This window comes from Micromonospora sp. WMMC415 (genome assembly GCF_009707425.1).
In the GTDB taxonomy this organism is placed as follows: Bacteria; Actinomycetota; Actinomycetes; order Mycobacteriales; family Micromonosporaceae; genus Micromonospora.
Window position 1 is genome coordinate 2,993,612 of the sequence record NZ_CP046104.1, and the last position, 14,239, is coordinate 3,007,850.

The following is a 14,239-nucleotide window of genomic DNA, read 5'->3' on the forward strand; positions in this document are numbered from 1 at the left end:
CAGGTGACGCGTCAACGCCCGGAGCTGACGTGCTGTCAGGTCGCCGGGGCGCGTGCGCTACACGGTGACAGTTGTCCCGAGCCGGGCCTGATGAGAGCGTGCGGTAACCGCAAATGCTGGGAGGCGCCTCGATGACCGCCGACGACCTGCTGGCCCGGCACCGGGCCGTGCTCCCGTCCTGGATGCCGCTCTACTACGCCGAGCCGCTCGAACTCGTCTCCGGCGAGGGCCGCCGGGTCACCGACGCGCAGGGGCGCACCTATCTGGACTTCTTCGGCGGCGTGCTGACGAACATGATCGGCTACGAGATCCCGGAGATCCGGGAGGCGGTGGAGCGCCAGCTCCGCACCGGCATCGTGCACACCTCCACCCTCTACCTGATCCGGCAGCAGGTGGAGCTGGCCGAGAAGGTGGCCCGGCTCTCCGGCATCCCGGACCCGCGGGTCTTCTTCACCAACTCGGGGACCGAGGCCAACGAGGCGGCGCTGCTGATGGCCACCAACCACCGCCGCTCGCACCAGGTCCTGGCCGTCCGCAACAGCTACCACGGCCGGTCGTACGCTGCGATGGGCGTCACCGGCAACCGCGGCTGGTCGGCCAGCCCGCTGAACCCGCTGCAGGTGGCCTGGCTGCACTCCGGTGAGCGGCTGCGCGGCCTGCTGGCCCGGCTGCCCGAGGCGGACCGGGTCGACGCGGCGGTGGAGGACCTGCGCGAGGTGCTCGCCACGCAGACCGCCGGTGACGTGGCGTGCCTGATCGCCGAGCCGATCCAGGGCGTCGGCGGCTTCGTGCACGGCCCGGACGGGCTCTTCGCCGCCTGGAAGAAGGTGCTCGACGAGCACGGCATCCTGCTCGTCTCCGACGAGGTGCAGACCGGTTGGGGGCGTACCGGCGAGCACTTCTGGGGCTACCAGGCTCACGGCGTCACGCCGGACCTGCTCACCTTCGCCAAGGGCATCGGCAACGGTTTCGCCCTCGCCGGTGTCGTCGGCCGTGCCGAGGTGGTCGAGTCGGTGCCGGCCATCAGCTTCTCGACGTTCGGCGGCAACCCGGTCTCGACCGCGGCGGGCAACGCCGTCCTGGACTACCTGCTCGACCACGACCTGCAGGCGAACGCGGCCCGCGTCGGCGCGATCCTCGCCGACGGACTGCGCGCCGCGGTGGGCGACCTGCCGGAGGTCGCCGAGGTACGCGGTAAGGGCCTGATGCTCGGCGTCGAGTTCGTCCGGCCGGGTACGGGTGAGCCCGACGCGGCGCTGGCCACCCGCGTCTTCGAGGCGTGCCGGGCCGGCGGCCTGCTCGCCGGCAAGGGCGGCCTGCACGGCAACGTGCTGCGGATGGGCCCGCCGCTCACGCTGACCGAGGACGAGGCCCGCGAGGGCCTCGCCATCCTGGTCGACGCCATCCGCACCGCCGCCGAGGCGGTGGCCCGGTGAGCGCGAGGAGGGAGCCGGTGAACCTGATCGGGCACTTCGTCGACGGGAAGCGCGTGGTGGGCGCGTCCCCGCGACGCGGCGACGTCTTCGACCCGGCCACCGGTCGGCGTACCGGGGAGGTGGAGCTGGCCTCCACCGTGGACGTCGCGGCGGCGGTGGGGGCCGCCGAGCGCGCCGCGCGGTCCTGGCGGGACGCCTCCCTGGCGAAGCGGACGGCCGTGCTGTTCGCGTTCCGGGAGCTGGTCCACGCCCGGCGGGACCGGCTGGCCGCGGTCGTCACCGCCGAGCACGGCAAGGTGCTCGCCGACGCCGCCGGCGAGGTGCAACGCGGGCTGGAGGTCATCGAGTACGCCTGCGGCCTCCCGTCGGCGCTGCGCGGCGGGTTCAGCGAGAACGTCTCCACCGAGGTCGACTCGTACTCGCTCCGGCAGCCGCTCGGCGTGGTCGCGGTGATCAGCCCGTTCAACTTTCCGGTGATGGTGCCGCTGTGGTTCGTCCCGGTGGCGGTCGCCGCCGGCAACGCGGTGGTGCTCAAGCCCAGCGAGAAGGACCCGAGCGCGGCGCTGCTGCTGGCCGAGTGGTTCGCCGAGGCCGGTTTGCCCGACGGGGTGTTCAACGTCGTCAACGGCGACAAGGAGGCCGTCGACGCCCTGTTGGACCACCCGGCGGTCAAGGCGGTGTCGTTCGTCGGTTCCACCCCGATCGCCCGGTACGTCTACCAGCGCGGCTCGTTGGCGGGCAAGCGGGTGCAGGCGCTCGGCGGGGCGAAGAACCACATGGTGGTGCTGCCCGACGCCGACCTGGACCTGGCCGCCGACGCCGCCGTCAACGCCGGTTTCGGGTCGGCGGGGGAGCGGTGCATGGCGATCTCCGCGCTGGTCGCGGTCGAGCCGGTCGCCGACGCCCTGGTGACGAAGATCGCCGAGCGGATGGCCGGGCTGCGCACCGGCGACGGGCGGCGCGGCTGCGACATGGGTCCGCTCGTCACCGCCGCGCACGCCGAGCGGGTCCGGTCGTACGTGGCGGCGGGCGTGGCGGCCGGCGCGGTGCCGGTGGTCGACGGCCGGGACGTCGAGCCGGACGGCGACGCGGGCGGTTTCTGGCTCGGGCCGACGCTGTTCGACCACGTCACCCCGGACATGTCGATCTACACCGACGAGATCTTCGGGCCGGTGCTGTCCGTGGTCCGGGTCGGTTCGTACGACGAGGCGGTCGACCTGGTGAACGCCAACCCGTACGGCAACGGCACGGCGATCTTCACCAACGACGGCGGCGCGGCCCGGCGCTACCAGCACGAGGTGGAGGTGGGCATGGTCGGGGTCAACGTGCCGATCCCGGTGCCGATGGCGTACTACTCGTTCGGCGGCTGGAAGTCGTCCCTCTTCGGGGACCTGCACGCCCACGGTGAGGACGGGGTGCGCTTCTTCACCCGGGGCAAGGTGGTCACCAGCCGCTGGCTGGACCCCCGCCACGGCGGGGTCAACCTCGGCTTCCCCACCCAGACCTGAGCAGCCGCAGGATGCCCGCCCCGGCCAGGTACGCCACCAGCGCCGAGGCGGGCAGTCCCAGTGGTTCCGGGGCCTCGCGCGACGTGACCGCGTTGTCGACCAGCGCGTACACCACGGCGGCGAAACCGGCGGCGGTGAGCGTGGCGCGGCCGGCGGCCCGCCACCGGCGGCCCTCCCCGCCGCCGGACGACGGTCCGGGGCCACGGGCCGCCGGCGGCCGGCCGGTGTGGGCCTCCACCGGGCCGAAGACCGCGACCAGGACGGCGAGCACGACGGCCAGCATCAGCACCCACGGCAGCCGCCAGGCCGCCCAGGCGGCGGAGCCGGCGGCCGGCGTCGGGAGCAGCCCGACCGCGTCCAGCGCGCCGACCAGCAGGATCGTCGCGGTCAGGTGCCACAGGAAGACGGTCAGCACCACGGCGTTGACGGCGATCACCGCCATCCAGGGGCGGTCGCGCCCCAGCCACCGCTCCGCCCGGCCGCGCAGCAGCAGGATCAGCCCGAGCTGCGCCGTGGTCAGCGCGAGCAGCGCCAGGCTGGGCGGCGCGGCGTTGTCCAGCCGCTCGCCGGGAATGTTGATCATGCTGACCGGGTACGGGCCCGGCCCGGTGAGCAGCACCGCCACCGCCAGCCCGCCGAGCAGTGCCGTCCACCCCGCCCGCCGGGACACCGGCAGCCGCCGCGACCGCAGCCCGGTGCGATGGTCCGGCGGCTCACCGGCGACATCGTGCGGCGACGGTTCGGCCCGGTCGTCGTGCGGTGATCGTTCGGTGCGGGCGTCGTACCAGGCGAAGCCGAGCTGGTGCACGACCAGCCAGCCGAACAGGTAGTTCGGCAGGGCCGCCGCGGCGGGGCCGAGCCCTCGGCCGAGGTCGCCCAGGGCCACCAGGGCGGCCAGCGCGAGCGGTACGAGGAGCCCGAAGCGCCGGTGCAGCGGGTACATCACCGGGGTCAGCGGCACCACGGCCAGGTACGCGGCGAGGAACCACAGCGGGATGGTGGCGAACCAGACGACCGTCCGGATCAGCGACGGCTCGGCACCGAGCGCCCGGGCGACCAGGGCCGCGGCGGCGAGGACGACCACCAGCACGGTGGTCGGCCGGAGCAGCCGGGCGCTACGGCCGAGCAGCCAGCCGGTGGCGTCGCCGCCCCGGCGGCGGTGGGCGGTCAGGGAGGCGGCGTTGGCGTACCCGCCGACCAGGAAGAACACCGGCATGACCTGGACCAGCCAGGTGAGCGGGTACGCCCAGGGTAGTTCGGGCAGCGCCGAGCGCCCGGTGGGCTGCCCGGCGTCGTCGTACCCGATCGTCGCGACCGCCCAGTGACCGAGAACGACCATGACGATCGCGAGCGCCCGGAGCAGATCGACGTAGCGGTCCCGGCTCGGCGGCGTGGCCTCGGCGAGTCGGCGCAGTCGACCCATGGCCGCAAGCCTAGGTCAAGGCCGCGGTAACGGTTCGGTCTTCGGGTCTTGAAGTCCGGACGCTCCTGCCGTAGAAATTCTTCAGCAATATTTGTCAAACTGAAGACAAACTTCCCCCCCCTGCCTCGCGCGGCGACCCACCACCCCCCTTGCCCGGTGGCCGCCGGAGACCCGATCCGAGGAGTGATGATGAACAGGCGTGACATCCTGCGGCGCAGCGCCGCCGCCGGCCTCCTGGCGACCCCGGCCGCCGGCCTGCTCACCGGCTGCGCCACCGGCGGTGGCGGTGACCAGGGCGACGGCGGCACCTACCAGGGCACCAAGACCGAGCAGAACCCGCTCGGGGTCAAGGAGGACGCCCCGCTGGAGGTGGTCATCTTCAACGGTGGCTTCGGCGAGGAGTACGCGAAGGCCCACGAGGCCATGTACACCGAGAAGTACCCGAAGGCGACGATCAAACACTCCGCCACCCAGGAGATCAACAAGACGCTGCAGCCGCGCTTCGTCGACGGCACCCCGCCGGACGTGGTGAACAACTCCGGCGCCGGCCAGATCGACTTCAACGGGCTGGTCTCCCAGAACGCCATCGCCGACCTGGGCGAACTGCTCAACGCGCCGAGCCTCGACATCCCCGGCAAGACCGTCAAGGACACCCTGCTTCCCGGCGCGGTCGAGGTCGGGTCGTACGACGGCAGGTTCCTGGTGCTCAACTACACCTACACCGCGTACGGCATCTGGCACTCCACCAAGCTGTTCAGCGACCGCGGCTGGCAGTACGCGAAGACCTGGGACGAGCACATCGCGCTCTGCAAGCAGATCAAGGCGGCCGGGATCGCGCCGTGGACGTACGCCGGCAAGCACCCGCGCTACATGAGCTGGCCGCTGATCTCCACTGCGATCAAGTTCGGCGGGCCCTCCGTCGCCACCGCGATCGACAACCTCGAGCCGAACGCGTGGAAGTCCGACGCGATGAAGGCCGCGGCGGACGCGTGGCACCAGATCGTCAAGGACAAGTACATCCTGGAGGGCTCGCCCGGCCTCGACCACGTGCAGTCGCAGACCGAGTGGTGCCAGGGCAAGGCGGCCTTCATCTCCTGCGGCTCCTGGCTGGAGAGCGAGCAGAAGAAGGTGACGCCCGCGGGCTTCAACATGACCATCCAGCCGACCCCGAGCCTGGGCGGCGGCGACAAGCTGCCGTTCGAGGCGATGCGCGGCACCGCCGGCGAGCCGTTCATGGTGCCGGCGAAGGGGAAGAACATCGCCGGCGGCCTGGAGTACTTCCGGATCATGCTGTCCAGGAAGGGCGCCCAGGACTTCACCCGGAAGGTCTCCAGCCTGACCGTGGTGGCCGGCTCCACCGAGGGCGTCGAACTGCCGTTCGGCCTCAGTACGGTGGTGAAGGCGCTGGACGCCTCCGGCGGCGACGGCTTCAACTGGGTCTACAACAACTACTACCGGAAGCTGGAGCGGGAACTCGTCGACGCCGCGTGCGGCGAGTTCTTCAGCGGCCGGATCGGCCCGGCCGAGTTCCTCGACCGGTGCCAGCAGGGCGCCGACTCGATCGCCCAGGACAGCTCGATCAAGAAGTACAAGCGGGCCGTGTGACGTCCGGCCGGTGGGGGCGGCGACGACCGTCCCCACCGGAGCACCGCCTTCGCATCGGGAGTAGGTCCTTCTCGTGAGACATGGCAAGTACCCGCTGATCGTCACGTTCCTGGTGCCGCCGCTGCTGCTCTACGGCATTTTCGTCATCTCGCCGTACCTGCAGGCCTTCCAGATCTCGACCACCGACTGGCTCGGCTACTCGGCCGAGGCCGATCCCGTCGGGCTGGCCAACTTCGAGCGGCTGCTGGACGACGGTCGGGTGTGGAACGCGTTGAAGAACAACGCGTGGCTGCTGGCCGTGGTGCCGGTGCTGACCATCGGGTTGGGCCTCTTCTTCGCCACCATGCTCGCGATGGGCGGTCGCAAGGGCCGGGCCGGGGTGACGGGCGTCCGCGGCACCTCGGTCTACCGGATGGTCTACTTCTTCCCGCAGGTGCTCTCGGTGGTCATCATCGCCCTGCTCTGGCGGGAGGTCTACCACCCCAACAGCGGCCTGCTCAACGGTGCGTTGGGTGCCGTCGGCCTGCCCACCCCGACCTGGCTCGGCGACCCGCGTACGGCCTTCTGGTGCGTGCTGGCGGTGATGGTCTGGAGCAACGTGGGCTTCTACGTGGTGCTCTTCGGCGCGGCCATGTCGGCCATCCCACGGGACATCTACGAGGCGGTGATGCTCGACGGGGCGTCCCGCTGGACCACCCTGCGCAAGGTCACCATCCCGCTGCTCTGGGACACCGTCCAGGTGGCCTGGATCTACCTGGCGATCGCGGCGCTGGACGGGTTCATCCTGATCCAGCAGATGACCAACGGCGGCCCCAACTTCTCCTCCGACGTCATCGGCCTTCGGATGTACGAGACGGCGTTCGGCAGCGAGAACCGGTTCGGCTACGCCTCGGCCATCGGGGTGGTGCTGTTCTTCCTCACCCTGTCGGTGGCGGTGCTGGCACTGCGGGCCGCTCGACGTGATCGGATCGAGTACTCGTGACCATTCTCGACAAGCCCGCGTCCGGCGGCACCGCCGCGGGGGACCGGTCGGCGCCGGAGGTCCGGAAGCTGCGCCGCGAGACCGGCGGCGCCAACGTCTTCTCGCACGGGTTCCTGGTGTTCTGGGGCGCGCTGACCGTGCTGCCGCTGCTCTGGATGTTCCTCAGCTCGTTCAAGAGCGACGGGGAGATCCTGTCCGACCCGTGGGGGCTGCCGGGCGCGCTGCGGTTCGAGAACTGGGCGCGGGCCTGGACCGAGGCGCACATCGGCCAGTACTTCCTGAACAGCGCGATCGTGGTGGCCGGTTCCCTCAGCCTGACCATGCTGCTGGGCGCCACGGCGGCCTACGTGTTCGCCCGGTACGAGTTCCCCGGCCGGCAGATCTGCTACTACCTGTTCGTCGGCGGGATGATGTTCCCCGTCTTCCTGGCCCTCGTGCCGCTCTTCTTCGTGGTGCGCAACGCCGGTCTCTTCGGCACCTGGACCGGTCTGATGCTGGTGTACGCCGCCTACTCGCTGCCGTTCACGGTGTTCTTCCTGACCGCCTTCTTCCGGACCCTGCCGACCGCGGTCGCCGAGGCGGCGCTGATGGACGGGTGCGGTCACTTCCGGCTCTTCTTCCGGGTGATGCTACCGATGGCGCGACCGGGACTGATCAGTATTGCGATCTTCAACTTCCTCAGCCACTGGAACCAGTTCATCCTGCCGCAGGTGCTGATGCAGGGCGACGACTCCAAGTGGGTGCTGGCCCAGGGGCTCGCCGCGCTCGCGGTCAGCCAGGGCTACCAGGGCGACTACAGCGGTCTCTTCGCGGGCCTGACCATCGCCACCCTGCCGGTGCTGGTCGTGTACATCGCCTTCCAGCGCCAGATCCAGGCCGGCCTGACCGCCGGCCAGCTCAAGTAGGGCGGGCTGGCCGTCACGACCCTGGCGCTCCCCGGGTGGGGAGCAGGAGGGCGTGCAACGCCGCCGGGTCGGTGACCTCGGGCAGGTCCCGGGCGGCGAGCCAGGCCGCCGCGGCCGCGCCGTCGCCAGCGAGGTGGACCGGCGCGTCCGGCCAACGTCGCCGCACCTCCGCCCGTACGGTCGCCGCGAGCGGTGTGCCGCCGGTCAACAGGCCGCCGCCGAGCACGATCGGCGTGCGCTCGCCCGCCGGTCGGATCCGGGCGGTGCTCTCCGCCAGGTGCAGCGCGGCCTCGTCGAGGAGCCGCCGGGCCACCGGCTCGCCGTCGACGGCGGCGGTCGTCACCAGGGGGGCCAGCCGGGCCAGCTCCACCGGCGGGCGCCGGGTGACGGCCTGGATCAGGGTGTCGACCGTGTCCCGGGACCGGGGTGCGACCTCGGCCGAGCCGAGCAGGTCGCGCAGGACGGCGGCGCCCAGCGGGCCGGGTGCGGTGCCCCGGTCCAGGTCGGCGAGCACCCCGCGGACCGCCTCCCGCCCCAGCCAGAAGCCCGAGCCGGCGTCGCCGAGCAGCCAGCCGTGCCCGTCGGCCACCCGGTCCAGTCGCAGGTCGCGTACCCGCGCCGCGATCGCCCCGGTGCCGGCGATCAGGATCGTCCCGTCCGGTGCGGCGGTGCCCGAGGCGTACGCGACCAGGGCGTCGCCGTGCACCGCGTACGGGCAGCGCAGCCCGGCGTCGTGCCAGGCCCGGTCGAAGGCGGCCCGGCCGTCCGGGTCGGCGAGCAACCGGGCGGCCCCGGCCAGCCCGACGACCCCGGCGCGTACCCGTGCCGGGTCGACGCCGCTGAGCGCGGCGCGCAGGGCGGCGCGCAGTTCCCGGGCGGCGGCCTCGGCGCCGTGGCTGGTCGGGTTGCCGCCACCGGCCCGGCCGGTGCCGAGCCGTTCCCCGTCCAGGGTCACGGCGGTGGCGCGGGTGGACGTACCCCCGACGTCGAGACCGACCACGACGGTGCCGGACACCGCCCACCTCCCTTGATCGGATACGGCGTTCATGCTGGTCGGCCGGGGCGTGCCGGGCAAGGGGAGCGGACCGGTCCCGGACTGTGCGCCAGGTAACAGTTTGAAAACTTCGCCCACGGCCTTGACACGGAGGGCCCTTCAGTAAGAACTTTTACCACTAACAGTTAACAGTCTTTTCCGAAAGGGCGTCCGATGGTTGATCACGAGGTGGACGCCACCGCGGTGACCGCGGTGGTCGACGCCGACGGGTTCGACCGGCGGGGCGCCGGGGTCGCTGCCGGCGGCGTGCTCGCCCGGGTCCGGGCCGGCGCCGGTGAGCTGACCGGAGCGTTGCGGCGGGTCGCCGAGCACGTGCTCAGCGACCCGGAGGCCGCCGCCCGCGCGACGATCGTGGAGCTGGCCGAGCGTAGCGGCACGTCGCCGGCCACCATCACCCGCTTCTGCCGGGCGATGGGCTTCGAGGGGTACGCGGACCTGCGGCTCGGCATCGCCGCCGAGACCGGCCGGGCCCGCTCGGCCGGCTGGACCGTCGACATCGGGCGCGAGATCCAGCCCAGCGACCCGCTGCGCCGGGTGCTCGACCAGATCATCGCCGCCGACACCCGGGCCATGCACGACACCGCCGCGCTGCTCGACCTCGGCGAGGTGGAGCGGGCCGCGGTGGCCATCGCCGGCGCGAGCCGGGTGAACATCTTCGGCGCCAGCGGCAGCGCGCTGGTCGGCGAGGAGATGCAGTTCATGCTGCACCGCATTGGGGTCGCCGCCTGGGCCTGGAACGACGTCCACGAGGGTCTCGCCTCGGCCGCCCTGCTGCGCGCCGGTGACGTCGCGCTCGGCGTCTCCCACAGCGGCCAGACCCGGGAGACCATCGAGATGCTCGCGGAGGCCGGCAGCCGGGGCGCGACCACCGTCGCCGTGACCGGCTTTCCCCGCTCGCCGCTGGCCGAGCTCGCCGACATCGCGCTGCTGACGGCGAGCCAGGCCACCACCTTCCGCCCCGACGCGCTGTCGGCCCGGCACCCCCAGCTCGTCGTGCTCGACCTGCTCTACATCGCGGTGGCCCAGCGCACCCACGACCGCGCCCACGCGGCCTTCCGGCGTACCGCCCAGGCCGTCGACGGGCACAAGGCCGCCAGGCGGCTGCCGGGCAACACCGGAACCGGCGAGGGGGGCAGCCGATGATCAGCGCCCAGCGGTACGCCGACGCGGTCCGGCCGGTGCTCGACCGCCTCGTCGACTCCAGCGCCGACGCGCTCGCCTCCGCCGCCGACCTGATCGCCGGAAGCCTCCGGGCGGGCGGCGTGCTCCAGGCCTTCGGGGCGGGGCACTCCGAGGCGTTCGCCGCGGAGCTGGTCGCCCGGGCCGGCGGGCTGGTCCCCACCAACCGGCTGTCCATCCACGACCTGGTGCTGCACGGCGACGCCCCGCGCGACGTGCTCGCCGATCCGAAGCTGGAGCGCGACCCCTCCATCGCCCACCAGATCTACGCCCTCGCGGACCCGCTGCCGCAGGACGTGTTCGTGGTGGCGTCCCAGTCCGGCATCAACGGCTCGGTGGTCGAGCTGGCGACGCTGGTCACCGGGCGCGGTCACCCGTTGATCGCGGTCACCTCGGTCGAGCACACGGCGCGGGTCGCCCCCCGGCACCCGTCCGGGCACCGGCTCGCCGACATCGCCGACGTCGTGCTGGACAACGGCGCGCCGTACGGCGACGCACTGCTGCCGCTCGAGGGCGGCGGCGCGGTCTGTGCGGTCTCCTCGGTCACCGCGGCGCTGCTGGCGCAGCTGCTGACCGCCGAGGTCGTACGACGGTTCCACCAGGCCGGGGAGGTACCCCCTATCTACCTCTCCGCCAACGTCCCCGGCGGGGACGAGCACAACCACGCCCTCGAGTCGCGGTACGCCGGGCGCCTCCGGCGGACCGCCTGACCCGAATATCCAAGGAGAGTCAGAGATGTCTGTTTCCCCCGACCTCGACCGCCGGACTCTGCTGCGTCGCGCCGCGGCCGCGGGTCTGCTGGTCACACCGGCCGCCGGCCTGCTCAGCGCGTGCGCCGGCAGCGAGCCGGCCAAGAACGACGACACCGGCGGCGCGAAGAGCAAGGACAACCCGTTCGGCGTCAAGGACGGCAGCGCCGTCAAGGTCGTCGTCTTCAACGGCGGGCTGGGCGACCAGTGGGCCAAGGAGGACATGGCGATCTTCAAGGCCAAGCACCCGAGCATCACGGTCAACATGAGCTCCACCCAGAAGATCAAGACCGAAGAGCAGCCGAAGATGGCGACGCAGCCGAGCGACGTCGTCATGAACTCGGGCGCCGACATCATGGACATCAGCACCCTGGTCAACGAGGGTGCGATCGAGCCGCTGGACGACCTGCTCACCGCCCCCGCCTGGGACAGCGACGGAACGGTGGCCGACACGCTGCTGCCGGGCACCGTCGCCGACGGCACCTTCCAGGGCAAGTTCTACGTGGTCAACATCGCCTACACGGTCTGGGGCAACTGGTACAACGCCGCGCTGTTCAACAAGGAGGGCTGGCAGCCGCCGAAGACCTTCGACGAGTTCTTCGCGCTCGCACCGAAGATCAAGGCGAAGGGCATGGCCCCGTACGTCCACGACGCGGTGCACGGCTACTACCCGCGCTGGGCACTGATGGCGACCATCTGGAAGTCCGCTGGCAAGCAGGCCGTGGTCGACATCGACAACCTGAAGGAGAACGCCTGGAAGGCCGACGGCATCCTGCCGGCCCTGCAGGCGTGGGAGAAGCTGGTCAAGGACAAGCTGCTGCTCCCAGGCAAGCTCGACCACACCCAGTCGCAGCAGGCGTGGCTGGACGGCAAGGCCGCGTTCATCCAGGTCGGCACCTGGCTCAAGAACGAGATGGCGGCGACCATCCCGCCGGGCTTCGAGATGAAGATCTCGGACTACTGGGGCCTGGGCGCCAGCGACAAGGCGCCGAACGACGTCTACGCCGGCGCGGGTGAGGGCATCGTGGTGCCGGCGAAGGCCCCGAACAAGGCCGCCGCCAAGGAGTTCCTGCGGGCCGTTCTCTCCAGGGCCGGCTCGGCGAAGTTCGCCGAGCTGACCAAGTCGCTCGCCTCCACCAAGGGCTCCGGCGACAACGTCCAGGACTCGGCGCTGGCCAGCGCGAACGAGCTGATGAAGAACGCACCGAAGGACCTCGTCTCGGTCAAGTTCTGGAACTTCTACGCCGACCTGGACAAGGAGAGCCAGAACCTCTCCGAGGAGCTGATGGCCGGCCGGCTGACCGCCCAGCAGTTCGTCGACAAGATGCAGGCGGCCGCCGACAAGGTCGCCAAGGACTCGTCGATCAAGAAGCAGACCCGTACCGCCTGATCCCAACGGAAAGAGTGAGTCCAATGCGGCACGGTGTCGCGCGTTTCGTCACGGGCTTCCTGGCCCTGCCCGTCGCGCTCTACCTCTTCTACGTGGTCTGGCCCTTCGTGCAGGCCGCCGGGTACTCGCTGACCGACTGGGGTGGCTACTCCGATCGGCAGCAGTTCGTCGGGCTGGACAACTACGTCCGGCTGCTCTCCGACGAGCTGATCAGGAAGGCGTTCTGGCACAACGTGTTCTTCCTGGTCACCGTGCCGCTGTTCACGATCGCGCTGGCCCTGTTCCTCGCGTTCCTGCTCAATGTGGGCGGACGCGAGGACAGGGCCGGCATCCGGGGGGTCTTCGGCTCCGGCCTCTACAAGGTCATCTTTTTCTTCCCGCAGGTGCTGTCCCTGGTCGTCATCGCGGTGATGTGGCAGCAGATCTACCGGACGGACGGCCAGGGCCTGATCAACGGCCTGCTCATCAAGATCGGGCTGGTCGACGCCGACAACCCGATCGCGTTCACCAACGACCCCGAGCCCTTCCTCGGTGTCCCGGCGGTGCTGTGGTGGCTGCTGCTCATCGCGGTGTGGAGCGGCGCCGGGTTCTACATGGTGCTGTTCTCCGCGGCGATGCAGTCGATCCCCAAGGACGTCTACGAGGCGGCGATCCTCGACGGCGCCGGCCGGTTCCACACGTTCTTCCGGATCACCCTGCCGCTGCTGCGGGACACGGTCTCGGTCGCCTGGGTCTACCTGGGCTTCATCGCCCTGGACATGTTCGCCCTGGTCTACGTCATGACACCCAGCCAGGGCGGGCCGAACCACGCCAGCGAGATCTTCGCATCGGTGATCAACTTCAACGCGTTCCAGAAGGGCCAGTTCGGCTACGCCTGTGCCATCGCCGTGGCGTTGGCGATCTTCACGATCCTGCTGGCCGCCCTCCAGCTTCGGATCACCCGCCGTGAGCGGATCGAGTACTGAGGAGGCCTGGACGATGAGCACGGTGACCCACACCTCCGGCCGGGCCCGGCCCACCCCGCCCCCGCCGACCGGCACCACCCGCGGCCCGGTGGCCGAGTCCGCCGCCAACGGCGTCGGCGCACGGATCTTCAACGGCTTCTCGCACCTCTTCCTCGTGGTGTGGGCGATCATGGTCGTCTACCCGCTGCTGTGGGTGGTCATGTCGGCCCTCAAGACCGACTCCGAGGTGATCCGCGAGCCGCTGTCGTTGTTCCCCTCGTCACTGCAGTGGGACAACTTCGCGCGCGCCTGGACGGCGGGCATCGACAGCTTCTTCCTGAACACGTTGCTGGTGCTCGTCGGCAGTGTCTTCCTCACCATGCTGCTCGGCTCGATGGCCGCGTACGCCCTGGCCCGCTACGAGTTCCCCGGCAACCGGCTGATCTACTGGATGTTCCTGTCCGGGCTGACGCTGCCGATCTACCTCGCCGCCGTCCCGCTGTTCAAGGGGGTCTACAACACCGGCGTCGTGCTCCCGCTGCTCGGGCCGAACAAGCACGTCATGCTGATCCTGGTGTACGTGGCCTGGTCGCTGTCGTTCACGGTCTTCTTCATGCACTCGTTCTTCCGGACCCTGCCGACCGCGATCGCCGAGGCCGGCCTGGTCGACGGCGCCTCGCACACCCGCCTGTTCTTCAGCGTCATGCTGCCGATGGCCAAGCCCGGCCTGATCAGCATCGGCATCTTCAACGTGCTCGGGCAGTGGAACCAGTGGTACCTGCCGACGCTGCTGATGCAGTCCGTCGCCGGCGAGCCGAAGAACCAGGTGATCGCCCAGGGCCTGATCGAGCTGTCGGTCAACCAGGGCTACAAGTCCGACTGGTCCGGTCTCTTCGCCGGGGTCACGATGGCGATGCTGCCGGTGCTGATCGTGTACATCGTCTTCCAGCGCCAGGTGCAGTCCGGCCTCACCGCCGGCGTCGGCAAGTAACCGGACGTCGAGTCGCGCGTTTGCGAAAGGGCGGCCGTTCCACGGGGACGGCCGCCCTTTCCCATCGCGATGC

At 70.9% G+C, this 14,239-nt stretch carries 12 protein-coding genes; 10 read left to right on the plus strand and 2 right to left on the minus strand.

Translation table 11 applies throughout. The annotated features are described in order from the left end of the window. Nucleotides 1-131: 131 nt before the first annotated feature. Together GKC29_RS14365 and GKC29_RS14370 are read left to right on the plus strand one after the other, a co-directional pair. A complete protein-coding gene (locus GKC29_RS14365) occupies nt 132-1,436 on the plus strand; it encodes an aspartate aminotransferase family protein (protein ID WP_155331316.1) in 1,305 nt (434 codons plus the stop codon). A 17-nt stretch (nt 1,437-1,453) separates the two neighbouring features. After that, entirely contained in the window at nt 1,454-2,944 is a 1,491-nt protein-coding gene (locus GKC29_RS14370) for a CoA-acylating methylmalonate-semialdehyde dehydrogenase (protein WP_155331317.1), read from the plus strand. On the opposite strand, the gene GKC29_RS14375 is transcribed toward GKC29_RS14370, so the two are convergent. Continuing rightward, on the minus strand, nt 2,916-4,367 hold the full coding sequence (locus GKC29_RS14375) for an acyltransferase (protein ID WP_155331318.1): 1,452 nt from the start codon (nt 4,365-4,367) through the stop codon (nt 2,916-2,918). The genes GKC29_RS14370 and GKC29_RS14375 overlap by 29 nt on opposite strands. Nucleotides 4,368-4,556: 189 nt before the next feature. Between GKC29_RS14375 and ngcE (GKC29_RS14380) the strand changes: the two genes are divergently transcribed. The 3 genes from ngcE (GKC29_RS14380) to GKC29_RS14390 all read left to right on the plus strand — a co-directional run bounded on the left by ngcE (GKC29_RS14380) (nt 4,557) and on the right by GKC29_RS14390 (nt 7,859). After that, nucleotides 4,557-5,972, plus strand: a complete 1,416-nt coding sequence (gene ngcE, locus GKC29_RS14380; RefSeq protein WP_155331319.1) for an N-acetylglucosamine/diacetylchitobiose ABC transporter substrate-binding protein — start codon at nt 4,557-4,559, stop codon at nt 5,970-5,972. Between the two features lie 73 nt (nt 5,973-6,045). Beyond that, nucleotides 6,046-6,954: a carbohydrate ABC transporter permease gene (locus GKC29_RS14385; protein WP_155331320.1), complete on the plus strand. Its 909-nt coding sequence runs from the start codon at nt 6,046-6,048 to the stop codon at nt 6,952-6,954. Then, entirely contained in the window at nt 6,951-7,859 is a 909-nt protein-coding gene (locus GKC29_RS14390) for a carbohydrate ABC transporter permease (protein ID WP_155331321.1), read from the plus strand. Before GKC29_RS14385 ends, GKC29_RS14390 begins: the two co-directional genes overlap by 4 nt. A 13-nt stretch (nt 7,860-7,872) precedes the next feature. Here the strand turns inward: GKC29_RS14390 and GKC29_RS14395 are convergent, their stop codons facing one another. After that, on the minus strand, nt 7,873-8,874 hold the full coding sequence (locus GKC29_RS14395) for an N-acetylglucosamine kinase (RefSeq protein ID WP_155331322.1): 1,002 nt from the start codon (nt 8,872-8,874) through the stop codon (nt 7,873-7,875). Nucleotides 8,875-9,066: 192 nt separating this feature from the next. Between GKC29_RS14395 and GKC29_RS14400 the strand changes: the two genes are divergently transcribed. The 5 genes from GKC29_RS14400 to GKC29_RS14420 all read left to right on the plus strand — a co-directional run bounded on the left by GKC29_RS14400 (nt 9,067) and on the right by GKC29_RS14420 (nt 14,166). Further along, nucleotides 9,067-10,056, plus strand: a complete 990-nt coding sequence (locus GKC29_RS14400) for a MurR/RpiR family transcriptional regulator (RefSeq protein WP_155331323.1) — start codon at nt 9,067-9,069, stop codon at nt 10,054-10,056. Beyond that, nucleotides 10,053-10,802, plus strand: coding sequence for an SIS domain-containing protein (locus GKC29_RS14405; protein WP_155331324.1), 750 nt, complete (start codon nt 10,053-10,055; stop codon nt 10,800-10,802). Before GKC29_RS14400 ends, GKC29_RS14405 begins: the two co-directional genes overlap by 4 nt. A 25-nt stretch (nt 10,803-10,827) precedes the next feature. Next, nucleotides 10,828-12,231 (plus strand): N-acetylglucosamine/diacetylchitobiose ABC transporter substrate-binding protein, encoded by a 1,404-nt coding sequence (gene ngcE / locus GKC29_RS14410; RefSeq protein ID WP_155331325.1) that lies wholly within the window; start codon nt 10,828-10,830, stop codon nt 12,229-12,231. A 23-nt stretch (nt 12,232-12,254) separates the two neighbouring features. Further along, the gene (locus GKC29_RS14415; RefSeq protein WP_155331326.1) at nt 12,255-13,196 is read left to right on the plus strand and encodes a carbohydrate ABC transporter permease; all 942 of its coding nucleotides are present in this window, start codon (nt 12,255-12,257) and stop codon (nt 13,194-13,196) included. A gap of 169 nt (nt 13,197-13,365) precedes the next feature. Continuing rightward, nucleotides 13,366-14,166 (plus strand): carbohydrate ABC transporter permease, encoded by an 801-nt coding sequence (locus GKC29_RS14420; RefSeq protein ID WP_230689072.1) that lies wholly within the window; start codon nt 13,366-13,368, stop codon nt 14,164-14,166. Nucleotides 14,167-14,239 lie beyond the last annotated feature (73 nt).